This window comes from Tenacibaculum agarivorans, assembly GCF_001936575.1.
GTDB classification, from domain to species: Bacteria; Bacteroidota; Bacteroidia; order Flavobacteriales; family Flavobacteriaceae; genus Polaribacter; species Polaribacter agarivorans.
Window position 1 is genome coordinate 25,550 of sequence record NZ_MSMP01000013.1, and the last position, 21,960, is coordinate 47,509.

The 21,960-nt window shown below is 30.9% G+C and carries 15 protein-coding genes; 5 read left to right on the forward strand and 10 right to left on the reverse strand.

Annotated features, from left to right (window positions below; genetic code table 11):
* The first annotated feature begins 266 nt into the window (after nucleotides 1-266).
* Nucleotides 267-2,204: a DNA topoisomerase (ATP-hydrolyzing) subunit B gene (gyrB, locus tag BVC87_RS11570; protein ID WP_075342547.1), complete on the forward strand. Its 1,938-nt coding sequence runs from the start codon at nucleotides 267-269 to the stop codon at nucleotides 2,202-2,204.
* Between the two features lie 71 nt (nucleotides 2,205-2,275).
* Here gyrB and BVC87_RS23695 read toward each other — a convergent pair whose 3' ends face one another.
* From BVC87_RS23695 to trkA, 6 genes are all read right to left on the reverse strand, one after another.
* Nucleotides 2,276-2,443 carry a hypothetical protein gene (locus BVC87_RS23695; RefSeq protein ID WP_200799185.1) on the reverse strand — a complete coding sequence of 56 codons (168 nt, stop codon included), beginning with the start codon at nucleotides 2,441-2,443 and terminating at the stop codon, nucleotides 2,276-2,278.
* A 21-nt stretch (nucleotides 2,444-2,464) separates the two neighbouring features.
* Nucleotides 2,465-6,061 (reverse strand): beta strand repeat-containing protein, encoded by a 3,597-nt coding sequence (locus tag BVC87_RS11575; RefSeq protein WP_075342548.1) that lies wholly within the window; start codon nucleotides 6,059-6,061, stop codon nucleotides 2,465-2,467.
* 40 nt (nucleotides 6,062-6,101) lie between these two features.
* On the reverse strand, nucleotides 6,102-7,202 hold the full coding sequence (locus BVC87_RS11580) for an ABC transporter substrate-binding protein (protein WP_159439352.1): 1,101 nt from the start codon (nucleotides 7,200-7,202) through the stop codon (nucleotides 6,102-6,104).
* Between the two features lie 58 nt (nucleotides 7,203-7,260).
* Nucleotides 7,261-7,848, reverse strand: a complete 588-nt coding sequence (locus tag BVC87_RS11585) for a phage tail protein (RefSeq protein ID WP_075342550.1) — start codon at nucleotides 7,846-7,848, stop codon at nucleotides 7,261-7,263.
* Between the two features lie 315 nt (nucleotides 7,849-8,163).
* Entirely contained in the window at nucleotides 8,164-9,666 is a 1,503-nt protein-coding gene (locus BVC87_RS11590; RefSeq protein ID WP_075342551.1) for a TrkH family potassium uptake protein, read from the reverse strand.
* Nucleotides 9,666-11,012, reverse strand: a complete 1,347-nt coding sequence (gene trkA / locus BVC87_RS11595) for a Trk system potassium transporter TrkA (protein ID WP_075342552.1) — start codon at nucleotides 11,010-11,012, stop codon at nucleotides 9,666-9,668. Before trkA ends, BVC87_RS11590 begins: the two co-directional genes overlap by 1 nt.
* Nucleotides 11,013-11,468: 456 nt before the next feature.
* On the opposite strand from trkA, the gene BVC87_RS11600 reads away from it, so the two are divergent.
* Together BVC87_RS11600 and BVC87_RS11605 are read left to right on the forward strand one after the other, a co-directional pair.
* Nucleotides 11,469-12,371 carry a helix-turn-helix domain-containing protein gene (locus tag BVC87_RS11600; RefSeq protein ID WP_075342553.1) on the forward strand — a complete coding sequence of 301 codons (903 nt, stop codon included), beginning with the start codon at nucleotides 11,469-11,471 and terminating at the stop codon, nucleotides 12,369-12,371.
* Between the two features lie 135 nt (nucleotides 12,372-12,506).
* The gene (locus tag BVC87_RS11605) at nucleotides 12,507-13,415 is read left to right on the forward strand and encodes a helix-turn-helix domain-containing protein (protein ID WP_075342554.1); all 909 of its coding nucleotides are present in this window, start codon (nucleotides 12,507-12,509) and stop codon (nucleotides 13,413-13,415) included.
* 5 nt (nucleotides 13,416-13,420) lie between these two features.
* On the opposite strand, the gene BVC87_RS11610 is transcribed toward BVC87_RS11605, so the two are convergent.
* Complete coding sequence (locus BVC87_RS11610) at nucleotides 13,421-13,843, reverse strand: response regulator (protein ID WP_075342555.1); 423 nt, start codon at nucleotides 13,841-13,843, stop codon at nucleotides 13,421-13,423.
* A 1-nt stretch (nucleotide 13,844) separates the two neighbouring features.
* Nucleotides 13,845-15,026: a sensor histidine kinase gene (locus tag BVC87_RS11615; protein WP_075342556.1), complete on the reverse strand. Its 1,182-nt coding sequence runs from the start codon at nucleotides 15,024-15,026 to the stop codon at nucleotides 13,845-13,847.
* Between the two features lie 134 nt (nucleotides 15,027-15,160).
* On the opposite strand from BVC87_RS11615, the gene BVC87_RS11620 reads away from it, so the two are divergent.
* A complete protein-coding gene (locus tag BVC87_RS11620; protein WP_075342557.1) occupies nucleotides 15,161-15,706 on the forward strand; it encodes a response regulator in 546 nt (181 codons plus the stop codon).
* A gap of 230 nt (nucleotides 15,707-15,936) precedes the next feature.
* The gene (locus BVC87_RS11625) at nucleotides 15,937-16,845 is read left to right on the forward strand and encodes a helix-turn-helix domain-containing protein (protein WP_075342558.1); all 909 of its coding nucleotides are present in this window, start codon (nucleotides 15,937-15,939) and stop codon (nucleotides 16,843-16,845) included.
* A gap of 472 nt (nucleotides 16,846-17,317) precedes the next feature.
* Here BVC87_RS11625 and BVC87_RS11630 read toward each other — a convergent pair whose 3' ends face one another.
* Entirely contained in the window at nucleotides 17,318-19,123 is a 1,806-nt protein-coding gene (locus tag BVC87_RS11630) for a YfiR/HmsC family protein (RefSeq protein ID WP_075342559.1), read from the reverse strand.
* Nucleotides 19,120-21,837, reverse strand: coding sequence for a TonB-dependent receptor (locus BVC87_RS11635; protein ID WP_234974663.1), 2,718 nt, complete (start codon nucleotides 21,835-21,837; stop codon nucleotides 19,120-19,122). Before BVC87_RS11635 ends, BVC87_RS11630 begins: the two co-directional genes overlap by 4 nt.
* Between the last annotated feature and the right edge of the window lie 123 nt (nucleotides 21,838-21,960).

Consider the following 21,960-nt stretch of genomic DNA (forward strand, 5'->3'; position numbering starts at 1 on the left):
AAATCGAGTTTAAGTCCTTTTTTGTTCGATTTAAGCCATTTTCTTAGTTTTTAAGAATTGTTGATAATTTTGTGATAAAATTGCTTAAAAACTTTATTTTAAGGTTAAAAAAACATAAATTTGTAAACTGCTCGTTATCTTAAGGTAACGATATAGTAAGGGGAACATTTTACAATATTAAATTAGGAAATTATTAAACGATTAATAATTGGGCCTAATTTTTTATGTCTTAAATATAGATAAATAACAAAATTTAAACTCAAAATATGAGCGAAGAAAAAAAGCACAACTATTCTGCCGATAGTATACAGGCGTTAGAAGGAATGGAGCACGTTCGTATGCGTCCATCGATGTATATCGGAGATGTTGGTGTTCGTGGTTTACATCACTTAGTGTATGAGGTAGTAGATAATTCAATTGATGAAGCATTAGCAGGTCATTGTGATGTAATTTCAGTAGATATAAATGAAGATAATTCTATTACTGTAAGAGATAACGGTAGAGGTATTCCAGTAGGTTTACATAAGAAAGAAGGTGTCTCTGCACTAGAAGTAGTAATGACCAAGATTGGAGCAGGAGGTAAGTTTGATAAAGATTCATATAAAGTTTCTGGAGGTTTACACGGAGTTGGTGTATCCTGTGTAAATGCACTTTCCGACCATTTGAAAGCTACAGTACATCGTGATGGTAAAATTTGGCAGCAAGAGTATGAACGAGGTAAAACATTATATCCAGTAAAAACTGTAGGTGGTACAGATAAAACAGGTACAGAAGTCACGTTCTCACCAGATAAATCTATCTTCCAGCAAACAACGGAATATAATTATGATACGCTAGCGACTCGTATGCGTGAATTAGCGTATTTGAATAAAGGAATTACAATTACTCTTACAGACAAGCGTAACAAAGATGATGAAGGAAATGACATTGCTGAAACTTTCCATAGTGATAAAGGACTTTCAGAATTTGTTAGGTACCTAGATAGCACTCGTACTCCTGTAATTCAGCATGTAATTGCAATGGAAGGAGAGAAAAATGGTATTCCTGTAGAAGTAGCTATGATTTATAATGACTCATATGCTGAAAATTTACATTCATATGTAAATAATATCAATACACATGAAGGAGGTACTCATTTATCAGGATTCAGAAGAGGTTTAACAGGAACTCTAAAGAAGTATGCGGATAATTCAGGCTTGTTAAAAAACGTCAAGTTTGAAATTTCAGGTGATGACTTCCGTGAAGGATTAACTGCAATTGTATCTGTAAAAGTTGCAGAACCTCAGTTTGAAGGTCAAACAAAAACAAAATTAGGAAATAGAGAGGTAACCTCAGCAGTTTCTCAGGCGGTATCTGAAATGCTTACAGATTATTTGGAGGAAAACCCTAATGATGCTAAAACGATAGTACAGAAGGTAATTTTAGCCGCTCAAGCACGTCATGCTGCACGTAAAGCCAGAGAGATGGTGCAGCGTAAAACAGTAATGAGTATTGGTGGTTTACCTGGTAAATTATCAGATTGTTCAGAAACTGATCCAGCTGCATGTGAAATTTTCTTAGTTGAGGGAGATTCGGCAGGTGGAACTGCTAAACAAGGTAGAGATCGTAACTTCCAAGCTATTTTGCCATTACGTGGTAAAATTTTGAATGTAGAAAAAGCAATGCAACACAAGGTTTTTGAAAATGAAGAAATCAAAAACATGTTTACGGCTTTAGGTATTACTATCGGTACAGAAGAAGATCCAAGAGCTTTAAATTTATCAAAATTGCGTTATCATAAAGTTGTGATTATGTGTGATGCCGATGTAGATGGATCTCATATTGCTACTTTAATCTTAACATTCTTCTTCCGTTATATGAAAGAAATGGTTGAACAAGGGTATATTTATATTGCAACTCCGCCATTATATTTAGTAAAGAAAGGTCAGAAGAGAGAATATGCTTGGGATGATAATCAGCGAGACTTAATTAATCAAAAAATGGGAGGTGGTGCTGCAATTCAGCGTTATAAAGGTCTTGGAGAAATGAATGCAGAGCAATTATGGGATACTACCATGAATCCTGAATTTAGAACGCTTCGTCAAGTTACTATTGACAATATGGCTGAAGCAGATAGAGTTTTCTCTATGTTAATGGGTGACGAAGTACCACCACGTAGAGATTTTATAGAAAAGAATGCAAAGTATGCAAATATAGATGCATAGATCGAAAGATCAATTATTTAAATATTAGTTCAAAAAAAAGCCTCAAGTATACTTGAGGCTTTTTTAGTTTTTTAAAATCCACCTCCAGGTGGTTCTGGAGAAGCAGCTTGTGCTTTTTTAGGGTTTAATATTAAGTATGTTCCTAATGCAGTTAATGCAGCATACTTTCCATAAGTACCTAGCTTTTGTAATGCTTCTTTACGAGTCATTTCATCTTTATATTGATTATTTTTTTTCATTATAGTTGGGTTAGAAGATTATTATTCTATAATTACTTTTTTAGTTACAATGCCCCTATCTGAGGTTAGTTTTACTAAATATATACCTGCAGCAAAAGAAGGTAATTCAATTGTGCTAATTCCATTAGAGTTAATCTGAGTATTAACTAAACTTTTACCTAAAGTAGAATATATTTTTACATTAGCTTCAGTCTGTAAACCAGCAATTGTAATTTCTTTACTTGCAGATTTATATATACTCACTTCAGATACGTTGTTTTTAATATCTTCCGAACTTAAACTTTTAGCACTTGTATGGATGTAGAATCTTCCTATTCCATTTGTTGCGTCAGTTAATGAGATGCTATAATTTGTGTCAGTAAGATTCGTAAAAGTGCTTTCAATTCTATCTTCTAAATAAATGTGTAATCCGTCAGGTAAATTTTCAGAAATAGCAGAAAAAGTAATTTGATTTCCTGATTCAGCTATTAAACCAACAGGAATAACCATGGTATTATGATCAACATTAGGTAATGTTTGAATAGCTAAGTTTCGACCATCGTTATCGTTTAATAATTGCGTATAAACTGTGAAATTATCATTTGTACCTCCAAATATTTTTGAATCATATCCATTATCAAAACCTTTAGTTTTTCCTTCAAGATAGAAAACTTTGGTTGCTTTTTTGTTTCCGTTACTTTCAGCAAATAATTCAAAATAAGATTTTGGAGTTTCTCTTAAGAATGTATCAGAAGATTGATGACTCTGATTTGCTGTAGAAAATGTAACATTACCTGAACCACTAGCTTCTACAAAGAAACCTTGGGCAGGAGCTATTTCGATTGAGCTCATGTTGTTATAAGTAATATATTGTGAGCCATCCCATAACCAAACTGTTTCTTCGCTTAGTAATCCCGTATTAGCGGTTGCAAAAGTGCTTGAATTAACAAAAGAAGTAAATGGATTACCTATTAAGTTAAAGTTATTTCTAGTACCTGTAGCAATAGGAAAGTTAATATTAGTAGTATTTACAGATCCAGTAATAGAAACGTCTCCGGTTGCGGCTAATTTCATAGATACTCCTGCACCTGAAACCAAAGGACCAGTTGTGGCTGAAGTAGCATAAACCCATGGATCAGTACCATTATTTGTAAATGCGCCAATACCAATATTTGAGCCACTACCAGTTGCAAAGTTATGACTAGGATTATTAATAATATCTTCTTGAGTTTCACCAGATACTGGAGCAGAAACTAAATACCAATTTGTTGTTGGTAAGTTTCTTGTGTATGTAGTTGTACCTGTTACTGATGCATTTGCAATTAAGGATGCACCAGATGCTATACTAATGGTACCCACAGTTACAGCCGAAGAAATAGTAGGGTAACTGGTTAAACCAGAAGGTATAATAACATCACCAGTGCTATGAGGTGCGACATTTGTATTCCAGTTACCAGGTTGTTCCCAAGAGTTATTTATTGCCCCCGTCCATGTATATGTACTAAAAGTAACCGTTACATCAAAAGTACTTGAATTTGGACAAGTGCCAGCAGTTGTGTAAGTTACTGTGTATGTATTAGGTGTAGAAGCAGAAAGGTCTATAATTCCATTGGAAGCAATACTTAATCCAGGAGTTGAACTAAAGCTTCCTCCTGTTAATCCACTAATTGTTGGAGAAGGATCAGCATCGTCAATTGTATATGAAGAAGAACCGTAACTAAAAGAAGCATCATCTAAAGCATTAATAGTTACACTTGCTGTACTGGAATTCGGGCAAGTTCCTGCTGTAGTATATGTTACTGTATATGTTCCAGGAGTTGAAGCGGATACATCAATTGTACCGTTTGTAGCAATACTTAATCCTGATGTTGAGCTAAAACTTCCACCTGTTAGTCCCGAAATTGTAGGAGAAGGATCGGAAGCGTCTACACAATATGAAGAAGCTCCATAAGCAAAAGAAGCATTATCTAAGTTATTAATTGTGATGCTCGCTGTACTTGAATTTGGACAAGTCCCTGCTGTAGTGTAGGTAACAGTATATGTCCCAGCAGTAGATGCTGATACATCAATTGTACCGTTTGTAGCAATACTTAATCCTGATGTTGAACTAAAACTTCCACCTGTTAATCCTGTAATAGTAGGAGAAGGATCTGAAGCATCTTTACAATATGAAGACGAACCATAACTAAAAGAAGCATCATCTAAAGCATTAATCGTTACACTTGCTGTACTAGAATTCGGGCAAGTTCCTGCTGTAGTATATGTTACTGTATATGTTCCAGGAGTTGAAGCAGATACATCAATTGTACCGTTTGTAGCGATACTTAATCCTGATGTTGAGCTAAAACTTCCACCTGTTAGTCCTGAAATTGTAGGAGAAGGATCGGAAGCGTCTACACAATATGAAGAAGCCCCATAAGCAAAAGAGGCATTATCTAAGTTATTAATTGTGATGCTCGCTGTACTAGAATTAGGACAAGTTCCTGCTGTAGTGTAGGTAACAGTATATGTTCCAGCAGTTGAAGCAGATACATCAATTGTTCCATTGGTAGCAATACTTAATCCTGATGTTGAACTAAAACTTCCTCCTGTTAATCCTGTGATTGTAGGAGAAGGATCAGAAGCGTCTTTACAGTAGCTAGAAGAGCTGTAACTAAAACTTGCATCGTCCGCAGCGGTGATTGTTATAGATACATCTTCAGAACATCCTACTGAAGCGGTATAAGTTACAGTATAGGTATTTGGTGTAGAAGCAGACAAATCAATGGTTCCGTTAGAAGCTATACTTAGTCCAGAAGTAGAACTAAATGTACCTCCTGTAGTTCCTGTTATGGTAGGGCTTGGGTCTGATCCGTTAACACAATAGGATGAAGAAGCATAAGAAAATGAAGCATCACAAGGGGCAGAACAAGTTACACTCACGCCAGAGTAGTCAGAAGGAGTGATGCCTAAGTTTGTCCCGTCGTTAACAGACCAGTTATTTCTGTTGTTTATGGAGATGCTTAAAGCAGATGAATTTCCAGTTAAGGTACCTGTGTATTTTGCATTATTTCTTTCTGTTGTTCCTGGAGGGAATAATCCTACAGCATTGGTGCCATTTGTAAGTCCTGGTGGTAGAGAAGATCTTGTAGTAGAAGTAGAAGTTAAGTTCGAGTTCCACCCATCTGTATCAAGAGATATATCTCCATTCAAAGCAGTGATAAAAGTAATGTCTGCTGCTGATGCAGGTTTAGCGGTGGCAGCTTGGTATATTAGTATTTGATCTCCGCCAGATAAATTGAAGCCAGTACCAGCTAGGGTTACAAGGCTAATGCTACCTCCTCCTGTTATAGCAAAGGAATCAGTGGTGGTTTCAATGATACTGACAATAGTCCCACAAGATAATCCGCCTGCAGGAGCGGTATATTGGAAATGAGGTTCTGTATTTCCAACCCAAGTATTTGTAATATCACTCCAACCTTGCTCTGTGAAAAAAATTACTTCACTTGCGGGTATATCGGTTAATGTAATAAAACTAAAGCCATCAGGGGAATCAGTATTGTATCCTATTATAGCAATATCGCCAGCAGCTAATTGTGAAAAAACCTGAGGGATATTGAGTATGATAGTAAAAATTATAAACAGTATTGTTTTTTTCATGTTGTTAGGATTAAGTTAATATATTATAAATATATGATTTTTAATGGCATAGATAAGAATTGTGCCATCCTTTATTTTCGTCGTTATCTGTTGTTTTTATAATGTTGTTATGTGTAAGCGTTTCTGTATATTGAAACTGATATGAGTTTTCTACCCACTTTATTTCCCATAAATGTTGATTTGGAGAGAATCTATTTGTTGTAATATCGGTATTTATAATTCCTCTTGGTCCTAATACCTTATTTAGGGTTGAGTTTGTTTTCTTTTTAAGTTTATTGTTGATAATTAATCCATTTTCAAATCCTAAAACGGAAAATATACTTGGGGTTTTATTATACTTTTCTTTGTATGATGCAATAAAGTTAATATTGTCATCAGTCATTAAATTACTGTGCCAAGAAGATATGTATTTTGTAGTATCAAATAATTGAGGATACTTAGAAAGTATTTTGTTATTTATAGAAAAAGGTAATGTGTAAAGTGGTGTTGAGCTGTTAACTTTATTTTTATGTAAAAAATCAGCGTGTTCCTCTGCATAAACTCCATTGTAAAAAGCAAATAATACATCAGGTTTAGTAACGTCTACAAATTGAGTCATTAATTCAGCTTCATTTTCTCTTGGATGTAATGGAGTTACAAAATGTCCTGAGAATTCAGCTTCATTTTTTTCATATAAAGCATCTTGTATAGCTTCAATAAAACCATAACCAGATTCATAGAAACATGTAGAAGTTCCTACATGTTTAATTCCTTTATCTATAAAGTATTTACCAAGTGAATACGTAGCGTTATATAAATCTAGAGAGTTGCAGAAAATATGTTGTCTACTGTCTAAGTTTAAAGGTTTGGTAGCACCAAAGTCTGTATAAACCAATGATTCTTCCATGTTATCAAAAAAATCTAGTACTTTACTTAAATCTCGATGTCCTAGAATTCCTGTAGTTACTACTACTTCTTCTTGATTTATTAGTTTTTGAGATGCATTAACTATGTTTTCAGCTTCATTCCCTAATCCTATACCTTCAATACATAATTTATAATGATCAGATAATGATAACTTTAATCCATTCATGAATTCTTTTGCCATGGTTGGATATTGTTTAGACTGTGGAAGTAGTACCCCGATTTTTTGTAATTCCATAATAAAATAATAGTTGAAATTTAAGGCCCATATAGAATGAGCCTTAATTGATAATGTTTTAGCTTCTAGAAGGGAAAATTCCAACCATAGCAATACATACATACATACCTAAAAATGGATTTCTAATATTGAATGATTGACTACCACCAGCATGCGTGATTGTTCCAGAGGCTGATCCAGTAACTGTAACACCTCCTAATTTACCTGCAGTACCACTTCCTGGTTCTCTATATATTTCAGGAAGACTTGCATCTTCTGTACCTAAAATATTCTCACCGTTACCTGTTTCATTTGTAGCACTACCATTATTTAGTGTAGAAACACTTACATCAATAGTACTTGTTGGATCAAAGATGTGGTTATGTGATGGCATTTCAAGAATATTTAAAGTCTTGTATTCTATACCACCTCTTTCACCCCAAGTAATTGTAGAAAGCCCAGCCCCGTGGCCTACACCAACAATACTACGCCCTCTTAAGTCTGGTAATGCAAAAGTTGTTCTCCCGTCTCCACCATAAGTAGTGCCTAATAAAGAAAATAAAGCAGAATGAGAAGCAATAGCTAGTAATTGGCCTGAGCAAGTTGACCACCCACGCGGTGCAAAATTAAATCCGAATGTTTGAATTTGTCCTAAAAATGGATCCATAATAATAAAGTTTAAAAGTTAGTAATTTTATAGATAGATTACACTTTTTAATGCTTGATTAATAAAGAGTAATATGTTGTCCCCAATCAAATTTAATTAGGAAAAAAACTGAAGTGCTATTTTTTTTCTTGAGTGTTGGTTTTTTGATTATAGGCGTTTACATAAAAGGAATAAGTGTGTAACGATAAAGCCTATTTATTGGTTTTTGGGACGTGAGCGTGTGATAACTGATCACAAGCGTGCCATATTCAGTTATGAGTGTGGATTTCTATATAAAAAAACAGAAAATCTGATTCTAAAAATAGAATGGAAGATCTAGTTTTTCTTCCAGAAAAAAGGAGTAAATAAAATAAGTACAGTAAATAACTCTAAACGTCCAATTAACATTAAGAAAGAACAGAACAATTTGGCACTATTAGATAAGTGGGCAAAATTATCTACAGGACTAACACTTCCTATAGCAGGACCGATATTTCCAAGAGAAGAAGCGCAAGCACCTAGAGCAGATTTAATATCTAATCCCATAAGTGCTAAGACTACAGCACCTACAATAAAAATTAACATGTATAAGATGAAGAAAGAGATGATATTAAAAACAATAGTTTGTTTTACAGCTTTGCCGTCGTAACGAACAGGAATGATTGCATTAGGATGTAATGTCTTTTTAAACTCTAAAAAGCTATTTTTTAACATTACTATGTGTCTCACAACCTTTACTCCTCCAGATGTAGATCCTGCAGAACCACCAACAAAAAATAAAGCAAAGAAGATGGCGGTGATAAAATAACTCCACATAGTAAAATCAGCGGATACAAAACCAGTAGTAGTAACTACTGAAATAATAGAAAATAGAGCGTGTCTAAAGGCACTTTCAGTTTTGCCTAATATCATTGGGTGTTCTATCGAACTTTGTAACGAGGGATCTTTAAAAAAGAGAATAGATACTGTTACTAATATGGTTATAAATAAAATACCTAAACCATAATATTTAAATTCTTCACTTTGTATTACTTTTCGAATTTTTCCTTTTAAAGCAAAATAGGTAAGTACGAAATTGGTACCAGCTATAAACATGAAAAAGATGATAATATACTGAACTAAAGGCATGCCGTTCCAATAGGCAACACTAGCATTTTTAGTAGAAAAACCTCCAGTACTAACAGTAGCCATTGCATGATTTATCGCATCATACCAAGTCATTCCAGCAACTTTTAGTAAAAGAAATTGAGTAATTGTTAATCCAACATAAATTAACCATAAACGTTTGGCGGTATCTGTAATTCTAGGATGTAGCTTATCTGCAGATGGGCCTGGTGCTTCAGCCATAAATAGCTGCATACCACCAATTCCTAATAGAGGTAAAATAGCAATAGTTAATACAATAATTCCCATTCCTCCAATCCAATGTGTTGCACTTCTCCAGAACAAAATACCTTTAGGCATACTTTCTATATCTGTTAAAATTGAAGAACCAGTAGTAGAATACCCAGAAATGGTTTCAAAAAGTGCATTAATAATAGAAGGTATACTTCCAGTCATTAAATAAGGTAACATTCCAGTAATGGTCAATGTAATCCAACCTAGTGTTACAATTAAATAACCTTCTTTTTTTTGTAAATTCTTATTTGTTGGTTTGTTGAAAAAGTACAATACAGCTCCTAAAGAAATAGTCATTATACCTGAACTTAAAATTCCTAAAACAACATCAGTTTCTTTAAAATAAAAACTAAAAGGAATAGCTACCCACATGAATACACCATTCAAGATGGCTGTGACTCCTAAAAAACGAAAGATGAGTTTAAGATTTAAGTTCTCCATTAGTTAAATAAATCTTCTACAGTTGAAATTGCTTCTGGTAAACAGAAAACGATAACATGATCACCAGCTTGAATATGCATATCTCCAAAAGACATTAATGCATTACCATTACGTATAATTCCTCCGAAAACAGCTTCCCTAGGAAAACGCAGTTCTCTAATAGGTTTTTCAGTAACTTTTGCTCCGTGTTGAACTTCAAATTCGAAAACTTCAGCATCTATATTATGTAGGTTTGCTAAAGCTAGAATTTCTCCTTTTCGGATATGACGGAAAATATTACTAGCTGCAATAAGTTTTTTATTAATAAGAGTGTCTATACCTATAGTTTGAGAAATGCTTATATAATCCATATTCTCTACTAAAGCCACTGTTTTCTTTACACCTTTAGATTTTGCGACTAAACATGACATGATGTTTGTTTCAGAATCGCCTGTAACAGCAATAAAAGCATCCATGTCTCTAATATTTTCTTCTTCAAGTAGCTCAAGATCTCTTCCATCTCCATTAATCACTAAAGTAGATCTTAAATCTTCAGCTAATGTTAAAGCTTTATCTTTATTTTTCTCAACTAATTTTACTTTAAAGTTGTCTTTACATAAATTACGAGCCGTCTTTTTTCCAACACTACTTCCTCCTAAAATCATTACATTTTTAATGGCAAGATGTTCTTTACCAATAATAGGATAAAGTTTTTCAATACTATAATTAGGTACTGAAAAGTATACCTGATCGTTTAATTTATATTGTGTGTCTCCTCTAGGAATAATAGTTTGTGCAATTCCTTCTCTCTTTATAGCTATGGTAATAAAATCTACCATATTAAATTTTTCTTTGGCTTCTTTTACTGAAAGATCTAAGATAGGAGATTTATATCCTAAGGTAGTTCCCATTACATTAAAAAGACCATTTTCGAAAGCTACAGTATCATTAAAAGAAGATTGATGTAGTAGTAATTTTATCTCTTCAGCGGCTAATTCCTCTGGTGAAATCATAAAGTCTACACCAAAATCTTTGAAATCAATAATATCACTACTTAAAAATTCAGGATTCTTAATTCTAGCAATAGTTTTTTTAACTCCCAAAGCTTTTCCTATAACAGCAATAGTAAAGTTAGTGTTTTGGTTTTCAGTAACTGCAAGTAATAGATCAGTTGAACTAATTCCAATTTCTTTAAGAAGTTTTATAGATGTTGCATCACCTCTTTTAGTAATAACATCTAAGTGGTTATTTATATAACTTAGCTTGTCACCATCTAAATCGACGATGTAAGTATCTTGAGATTCGTAAGATAGCAGCTTAGCCAGATGAAACCCTACATCACCAGCTCCGGCTATTATAATTTTCATATCAAAAATTAATGAATAAGTATACAAAGATACATTTTTAACTGTAAAAATCGAATTGATTTTTACTATTTCGATTGAAAACAAGAAGTATATGAGAGAGTGCTATGTGTAAGTATTCCCCTAGGAGAAAAAAAAATAGTATGGACTTATTTGGTGTTATTTTTGTTTAGTGCCATAGGGAATAGAGGGATTGAAGAATATCGTTGATTTGTATAAATTAGATTATCAGAAAATGTTAATAATTTTTTGTATTTTTTTGAAAATCATTTAGTTAAATATGATTTTTAATCGTAGTTTTGTAATCCCAATATATACGAACATATACAGTTAAACACTGTTGATTTAGTAAAAATTAAATTATTCTTTTTTAAATGTCAGTTTTCTAGGCAAAATAAGTACTAAATTCCCTATTGATTCTTTTTTGCAGTAATAAAAGTATTATCAATTTTAAAAGAAATGATACAGGTAAAATCTATTGTTGAATTATCAGAATTATTCGGATTTAAAAAACCGACAAATCCATTAATTGCCATTATTGATATGGCAACATTAAAGACAGATCAAGAACTATTACAACAAGAGTTTGTATTAGATATGTATTGCATGACGTTGAAAGATGAAGCTTCTGGAGTTTTTTTTGGAAGAAAAAATTATGATTTTGGAGAAGGAGTAATGGTGTTTTCTGCGCCCAATCAAGTGCTTAGATTTACGGAAATAAATGAGTTAAATATAATGAAAGGTTGGATGTTATTTATACATCCAGATTTGATAAAAAATTCTTCTTTAGCAGAAACAATAGAGAATTATAAATTTTTCTCATACGATACTCAAGAAGCTTTACACTTATCAGATAGCGAACAAGATACAATAAATGAGTGTTTGGATTTAATTAAAGAAGAGATAAGTAAAAAAGAAGATAATCATAGTAGAGTTGTTTTAGTTTCAATATTAAATCTTCTATTTAATTTGTGTAACAGGTTTTATGAGAGACAGTTTAATACAAGATCTACCCAAAATAATTATATAGTTACTCAGGTAAACTCACTTTTAAAAAAATATTATAGAGAAGGTTTGTTAGCAGAAGAAGGTATACCTAATGTGGAATATTTAGCTAAAAATGTGAACTTATCTCCTAATTACTTAAGTGACTTATTAAAGAAAGAAACAGGTAAGAGTGCTAAAGAGTATATTAATTACTTTGTGATAGATAAAGCAAAAACGTTATTAATGAATCGTAACATTTCTGTAAGTGTATTAGCATATGAACTTGGGTTTAATTACCCTCATTATTTTAGTAGACTATTCAAAGCTAAAACAGGAGTTACCCCACAAGTGTACAGGAAAAAATACGAAAATTAGAGAGTGTTTTTATCATACTTTTAAGATTCGCTTTTTATTGATATTATGTTTAACAAAAGGTAATTTGTGTTAGTTGTTAATACAAAAAAATTACAATTTTGATGTTAACTAATAATTAATATCACCCCTAAAATAATGAGTAATGATATACTCGTAATAGGTTCTGTAAATCAATTATTTGAGATTTTAGAACTAAAAGAACCTAAACATTCATTTATACATATCATACCAATTGAAAAGTTACAAGTTATAGAACAATGCTTAGGTAAGCAATTTGTTTTAGATATGTATTCTATAATGTTGAAAGACAAAAATTATGGTTTATATTTTAGTAGAAAAAATTATGATTTTGATGAAGGTGTAATGACATTCACAGCTCCTAACCAGACTCTTTATTTATCTAAAACTGAAAAACTCAATGATGTAGAAGGTTGGTTGCTTATTTTTCATCCAGATGTAATAAGAAATACGTTTTTAGAACAAAAAATAGAGGAATATCGATTTTTTTATCACGATACAGATCGGGCATTATTTTTATCTAGTAAAGAGCAAGAAATAGTAACAAACTGTATAGAGTTTTTACGTATTGAAACTAGTCATACAGAAGATAATTATAGTAAATCAGTAGTTGTTTCAATTTTAGACCTGCTTTTAAACTTTTGTAACAGATTTTATGAGAGACAGTTTGATAGTAGACCTTTAGAGAGTAATTATGTAGTTACCCAAGTAAATAGTTTTTTGAAAGAATGCTATACTACGGGGTATTTAACTAAAGAAGGGATACCAAGTGTCGAAAATTTAGCAAATGAAATTGGTTTTTCAGCTAATTATTTAAGTGAAGTATTGAAGAAAGAAACAGGTAAAAGTGCTAAAGACTACATTAATCATTATATTATAGATAAAGCGAAAACGTTGTTACTAAAAGATAATACATCTGTAAGTGAACTAGCGTATAATCTAGGCTTTAATTATCCTCATTATTTTAGTAGATTATTTAAAGCTAAAACAGGTATGACACCTCAACAATATAGACAAAAGCATTAATCTCTTTAGTTCTCACAATAATCAGCGAAGTTTGTATTGATGATGGATATAAATTCTTCTAGTGTTAAAGGTTTATTGATAAAGGCGTTTAAAATATCATACTGATTAGCTTTTTCCTTATCTTCAATAGCTTCAGAGGTACTAATCATACATATAATTGTGTTTGTTTTTATTTTTTCAGAAAGCTTTATATACTCATCTAAAAAATCCCAACCAGTCATACCAGGCATATTAATGTCTAAAAGAATTAAATCAGGATGAATACACTCTTTTTCATTATTTGTAAATAACATATCTAAGGCTTCTTGAGCATTGTAACTAACTAAAATTTTGTCAAAAAAATCTGATTTTTTTATTACTCTAGACATTAGAAAAATATCTGCTTCTGAATTGTCTATTAGTAATATAGATTTTAACTTTTTTTTCATGTTAATTTAGGCTTGCTTTGAGTGTTTTAGAAATGGTAAAGTAAAATCGACTTCCTTTATTTAAACTAGATTCAACCCAAATTTTTCCTTCATGTATTTCAATGATTTTTTTACAAAAAGCCAAGCCTATACCTTGCCCTTCATATTTTGAAAAATTGTGTAATCTTGTAAAAATTTGAAAAATGTCTTTTAGTTTATCATTAGGTATTCCAATACCATTATCTTCTACACAAAACTCATAAAAGTTAAATTTATTTTTCCAGCTAATAGTTATTTTAGGTTTTGAATCTATAGTTTGAAACTTTATACCATTTGCAATTAGGTTCTGAAAAACAAGTCTAATTTCTGAAGGTAAACAATCCATTTTAGGTAATTCAGGTATTGAAATGACTGTATCTGTTTTTCTTATCAAACCATTTAGATCCATAATAACATCTTTGATGATTTGATTAGTATCAGCGTTGTAAAAGTTTCTGTTTTTACCTAACCTAGAATAGTCTAATAAGTTGCTAATCATGCCTTGCATTCTTAAGGATGCATCATGTATAAATGAGAAATAAGTACTTAAGTTTTTATCTTCAGGATTATGATACTCTTCTTTTATAATTTCTACAAAACTGTCTATTGTACGTATGGGCTCATTTAGATTATGAGAAGCAATGTATGCGAAGTGTTCAAGTTCTTTATTCTTGATTTTAAGTTCTTCCTGATGTTCTAAAACTTTATTTAAGGCGTTTTTTAAAGGTGTAATATTGATATGACATCCTACCATCCGTAAAGGCTTTCCAGCAGCATCCCATTCAATTACTTTACCTTTACAATATACCCAAACTATCGTGCCATCTTTATGGTAATATCTAACTTCACTACTGTAAGGAAGTTCTCCTTTAGACTCTATATGTTTATTTAATGCTTCAAATACAAGAGGAAGATCATCTGGGTGTACAATTTTTTGCCATGAATCAGGATGGTTAGGCATTTCATCATCAGCATACCCAAACATTTTTTTAAAAGTAGGACATAAATATTCTATGTTTTCTTGTATGGACCAGTCCCAAAAACCAGTCATAGTGTCTTCTAGTATAACACGTAATATCTTGTCTCTATCTCTTAATTGAGCTTCAGTTTCATTAAGTTTTGCTTTTAAAGCTAACACTTCCTTCTCTAACTCTTTTTCTCTCATATATAAATATTTTTAGAGTTAATGTTAAATGTGTAATCAATGTTGTAAAAAATTGATTTTAGGTGTTTTATAATTCGGTTAATTATTTGAGGAGAAATTAGATTTTAGTAAATTTACAAAAATGAATGTGTAAAATGATTCAGGATATTATAAAAATTTTAATGGTAGAAGACAATCCTGCTGATGCTGCTTTAATAGAAATACAAATTAAAAAAGTTGTAGCTTCTCCTGAAATTATTTGTGTAGATACATTTCAAGACTTCATCATAGCGCTAGAAAAAAGTAATCCAGATATAATTTTATGTGATTATCGATTGCAAGGATTTAATGGTTTTGAGATTTTAAAGTATATTAATACCCAAGCTCAACATCGTATCCCTTTAGTTTTTGTAACTGGAACAATTAATGATGAAGAGTTAGCTGCTAATTCAATTCTTTCTGGTGCTTCAGGATACATTCTTAAAAACAACATGAGTGTATTGCATAAAAAATTACTACCTCATTTTGAAAAAGTTGTAGGTATACATAAAAATACTCCTCTTGATAAAGAGAAAAGAGAAAACATTGAACAACTTCAAAGTTATTTAGATAAAGTAAAACATGAAAACGCAATGAATTTAGATTCTTATAACGAAATGCGTAAGATGTTAGATAAGCTAAAAGGGCTTCTAAGGGAATGATAAAATAGGAGTTTTTAATCCTGATATATTTTTTGTTTTTAAATCTTTGATTATAATGATGTTATCAGTTTTTTGATATACTAAAGTCAATAATTTTAACGTTGTATTAAAAAAAACAGAAATGTTAAAAGTCAAATAGTTAAAGTGATTTTATGTTTGGTTTTATTCATTTTGTGTTGCATAATATTAAACAAAATGGAGATATTTGTTAATATAACGTATAATTATAAATGAGTAAAGGTTCCCCTAACATACAATCTATAACTCAATTGCACCGATCTTTTGGTTTTTCAAAACCTAAACATCCTTTGGTTAGTGTAGTTCAAGCTTCGGAATGGAAAAAAAATAGAGAAGGTATTGATGTTGCATATAAATTAGATTTATACACGGTTTCTTTGAAAGACAAACGTTGCGGATTTTTTTATGGAAGAAAGCCTTATGATTTCGATGAAAGTGTGATGAGGTTTACTGAGCCTAACGAGACTGTTATTTTAAAAAATTCTAGTTATCCAAATGAGTTAGAAGGTTGGATGTTGGTATTCCATTCTGATTTGTTTAGAAATACTTCTTTAGAAGATAAAATAGATAATTATAATTTCTTTTTTTACGCGCCTGATGAAGCCTTACATTTATCAGATTCAGAGGAACGAATCATTTTAAATTGTATTGATTTAATCAAAAATGAAGTTAATGAACGTATTGATAATCACAGTCAGACTGTGATTGTTTCTACTTTAGAGTTATTACTAAACTTGTGTGCTCGATTTTATGAACGACAATTTAATACAAGATCAGTTCATAATAATAATATTATACTTCAAGTTAATTTGTTATTACAGGAATATTATGACTTAAATTATTTAACTGAAAAAGGCATACCTAAAGTTAAATTTTTAGCAGAGAAAGTAGGCTTATCATTAAATTATTTAAGTGATTTGTTAGAAAAACAAACGGGTAAAAATGCTAAAACATACATTTATAACTTTATAATTGATAAAGCTAAAATTATTTTAACTGAGCGTGATATTTCTTCAGAAGAACTATCAAAGAAATTAGGTTTTAGGTTTCCAAATTATTTTAAACGGTTGTTTAAGCTAAATACAGGAATGTCTCCTGAAGAATATAAATTATTACATTAATTAAATAATATGGTCCAAGTAATAGCTTAAGAAAACATGACTAGTAAATTTTAAAATAATTCCCAATTTATATTAATAATTTAATCCCCCTAGCGATTAGTTATTGAACTAGTTTTGTTCTTAAGCTTAAGCACCTCATTCCGAGGTGCTTTTTTTGTTAAAAAAATATCTTAAAATGTCTTTTTTCTTTAAGTGTAGAATAGATTTGTGTTATTTTTTCAGTGTTTTGTGTTTTTTTTATATATTTGAGTGGAAGAAAGTTGTAAATACAACAAGCAATTTTGAAACCAAACTTAATATTATTAATTAGTTCAACTATTTAATCCAAAAAATTAATAATACTAGATTTATCAAAATTGTATAAAACTATATAATCGTACAATAGAAACTAACTTACTGTACGAATATTGGGGGAAATAACATCCTTTACATTGAGCGAGTAAAGGATGTTTTCTTTTTTACCAAATTAAAGTTATATAGGAATAGTAAAGTAAAATGTAGTTCCCTTTCCTACTTCAGAGTCAAACCAAATTTCACCTCCTAAAGATTCAATAATTTTTTTGCAATAAGCTAACCCTATTCCAGTACCTTCATATTGTTCTTTAGTGTGTAATCGTTGAAAAATAACAAATATTCGTTCCTTAAATTTCTCTGGGATTCCTATGCCGTTATCAGCTATGGAAAACTGCCAGAAATCAGAAGTTTGTCCTTCAGGAGTAACTTTCTCGCAACTAATATAGACTTGAGGAGATGTTTCTTTTTTTCTAAACTTTATGGCATTATTTATTAAATTTTGAAAAACCAATCGTAGCTCTATAGTGGATCCTTTAATATGGGGAAGATTTTCTTTAGTAATTATAGCTTTATTACGACTAATAACATTAGACAAATCAATACTAACATGATTAACTATAGCATTACAATCTATATCAGTAACTTCAGATTCTCCTAAGCGGGAGTATTCTAATAAGGCATCAATAAAACTTAAACCTCTTGTACTTGAACTAGCAATAAAATCGAGTATTATTAATCCGTTATCATCTAAATTACTCTTGTAGTCTTCTTGTAAAATTTTAGAAAAACTAGCAATAGTATTTAGAGGTTCTTTAAGGTCATGGCTAGTAATGTAGGCAAACTGTTCTAATTCTTTATTTTTTGATTCTAATAATACGGATTGCTTATATATTTTATCATTTTTAGAAGCTAGTTTACTATTGAATTTTTTAACCGATTTATAGCTTCTATATACTATAAAACATATTAACAATGCCAGAGAAAATAAAGTTATAAGTAAATATGAAATAGTTTTTTGTGTATTTAATTTGATGTTTTGTTCTTTTAATATACTTTCTTTTTCTATTATTTCTTCCTTTTGTTTTTCTAATTTTATTTGTTGGTTCAGAATTTCATTGTTAATAGAAGTAATATTTTCTTGTTGTTGTTTAATATCTTTCAGTTGATTTTTAATACGTTCTTCTAATTGCTTTTCAATTTTTAATTTTTCGTTATACTTTTTTTCCTGTAACTCTGTTTCATCTAATAGTGCTTCTAAGGCTTGATTTTGTTGTAAGATTGACTTGTTTTTATCTGTAAGTTCTTCTTTTTGAATTTCAATTTTCTTTTTTTGTTGCTTTATTTCCTGTTTTTGATCCTCAATTTGTTGTTCTTTATTCTCAATAAGTTTTTCTTGTTCTTGCTTTTTTTCTTCTACTTTATCAAGTTGTAGTTTTTTGTTTTGATATAGTTGCCTCCACTTTTCAGAAGAACTTATAGCATATTGTTTTAGTGTTGGAGCGGTATTAAAATTTTCTTTCTTAAGAAGCGATTCATTAATTTCATAAGCATATGAATTGTTTACACTAATAATATTAATCATTGAAGTATGATAAGTGTAGTCTTCTGTGACAAGTAATATGCCTTGTTTTGATATTTTTTGAAGTAGATAATTAATGTCAAAATCATACTTCTTATTTACAAATATGAGCTGTACATTTTTAATATCTCTAATACTATTAAATTGTTTTACGAGTACAGGTTTATTTTTGATTTTACGTTTTTCAGCTAAGTTTTTAATATCATCTACAGTACTATCTTTACCTAATATTCCAATAGTAATTTTTTGATTTAGAGGGGTTGGCCAAGTAACTTGTTCTGCAAAATTAAATATAAATATAGCTCGTTGTAGACGTTTTATATCGTTGTTTTGAGAAGTAAGGTGAGTGAAATTCAAAAAGAATAGTAGAGTATAAATAGTTTTTTTATGTATAGATCTAATCATAGTTTAACATTTAGATTGAAAAAATAATTAGCTCCTTTTACTCCAAATTGCTGTACTCGTCTACTATAAATAAAATTTCCTTCACTTGTATTAGCAGAATGTGTATGCCGATCAGGATAAACATTAAAAATATTGTTTCCCCCAACATTAAGATATAACCAATTTTTCAACTGGTATCCAATTGAAAAGTCTGTTAAAATTTTTGGAGAAAATGTTTGGTCTCTAGATTCTATATTTCCAGTAAATTCATTTAAAACCCAGTTATTACTATTACCATCATTAGGATGTAAATAGGAAACTTCTCCAAAATAAGTGTTATGTAACCGAAATTCAATTTTGTTTATTTCGTAAGCAACCAATGTGTTAATTTTGAAGTTTGGTTGTGCAGATTCTATTCTACTTACTTCTTCACGATTAAAAATTGCTGTACTTCCTAAATTGCTAGAAAGTGAGCTATTAATATGTATGTTGTTTACCTTGGCACTGTTTACATTCGCTGCTATAGAACCGTAAAGTTCTCCAGAACCAATTTTATTTTTATAATTAATAACAGCATCAAAACCTCTAGTTCTAGAGTCTATAGCATTCGTTAAAAATTGAGCTGAACTCACATTAAAAGGAGTTAAAATAGTTTCAAAACCGTCCTCTAATCTTGCAGATAAAACAATTCTATCTTCAATATTAATTTGATAAAAATCAAAAGAAAATGTAAATGTATTATTGACTTTACCACTTATACCTAAACTAATATGATCAGAAAGTTCGGGTTTTAAATCATCTAAGTTAAAAGCATCATTAACAACAGCACTTTCACTGTTGAAAGTACCAACTTGTTTAAAGTCTCCATCTATAAATTGATTACTAACATTTTGAAAGTACACCTGATGTAAAGAAGGAGCTCTAAAGCCCGTAGAATAACTTCCTCTAAGACTCAGATTTTCAGAAATACGATATCGAGAAGCTAATTTCCATATGGTTTCGGAGCCAAAATCATTATAAAATTCGTATCGTAGAGCACCTTCTAAAAGTAATTTTTTACTCGGATTGATTTCTAAATCAAAATAACCAGATCCATTAGTGCGAAAACGACTTAACTCATTCTCAGGACGTATACCCGGAAATAATTGAGCCCCTGTTATTCTTGGTTGTACATCGCCATTACTATCTATAAAAGTACTATCACCGTTTATATATGAAGCCTCTTCTCCAGCTTTAATTTGATAGTTTTCTAACCTAAGTTCTCCTCCTAAGGCAATATTCAAGTCTCCAAACTGATCAAACTTTCGGGATAGATCCAAATTAGTTGTGCTTTGTTGGTATTTAAACCCTCCAGAATTAAATCCTCTGGGGGAAGAGATTCCTAATGAAGCATTATTTGAATTTTCTACATTAAATCCCAAAGTATTAATACCGATAGATTGACTAAAATCAATATTCCAATCATTTTTTATACTCTTTATCCCAGCTACTATAGCATCATCCATAATATCAGTTACAATTTGTGGTGAAAAACCATTAGGATTTAATTCTAAAACAACTCTGTCTTGATCTTTAGGAAATCGATAAAATCCTTTTGAAATCCCTTCTCTATAATTACGTCCGCCATGGAAATACAAACGAGTATCTGTTGAAATAAAGAATTCTCCGTTAAAGAAAAAGCTCAAGTTTTGTGTGGCAGAATTACCTATTTCCATTACTTGTTGATTTTTATAACCTGTTTTGGAAAAGAATTGGTTTTGATTTATAAGCTGAGCATCTAGGTTAGGGTCATTACTATACACACTACCTGTGTAATTACCTGCTCTATTAGTTGGAGTTCTTTGTCTAAATTCTCCAGTTAAATTTAAAAATCCCTCTTTACCTATTTGTGTACCAAAATTGATTCCAAAATAACTTGTTTTACCATCTCCTTCAGTATTGGTGCCAAATTGTGTATTTAAATCGATAACATCAGTTTGTTTTTTCAGTATAATATTAATTACACCAGCTATAGCATCAGAACCATATTGGGAGGTAGCACCATCTCTTAAAATTTCTATGCGATCTATAGCAGTAATTGGGATCGCATTAAAGTCTGTACCTACACTTCCTCTACCAGCGGTGCCATTTACATTTAGTAAAGAACTTGAATGCCTTCGTTTTCCATTTACAAGTACTAATACTTGATCAGGACCTAACCCTCTTAAACTAGTAGGATCTATATGGTCAGTACCGTCAGAAATTGTTTGATGGGTAGAGTGAAAGGATGGAATTAGAAAATGTAAAACTTGACTCAATTCTAATTGAGGTGATTTTGTGATTTGTTCAGGAGAAATGATATCTACGGGAACGGTAGTTTCTAATAATGATCTAGGTTGAGCTCTCGATCCTAGAGATATAGGTTCGTCTATTGAAAAACCAGCAGAGAGTGTAAAGTCCAGAATAATATTATTTTCTAGATCAACTTGAATTGATTTTGAGGCACTATTATACATTATAAAACTTACGTTTATAATATAAATACCTGCTTCCACTTCTAATTTATAATTACCATTGGTATCAGAAGTAGTTACATTATCTGTCCCTTCAATACTAACTTTAGCACCTGGTAAAATACCTCCAAATTCATCAGAAATAACTCCAGAAATTACTGCTCTAGATTGTGAATTAGTACTTAAGTTAAATAAAAGGAAAAATAAAAGACCAATACTAAAAAATCTTTTTTTTACATACACAGTTTTGGAGGTTTAGGAAATAAAATTATTTATTTTAAGTAGCTAGTATGTGTATTGAACCCCAAAAATTTATATGTCGTTATAAAACAAATATATTTGTTTTCAGTAGATTATAAAAGTTAG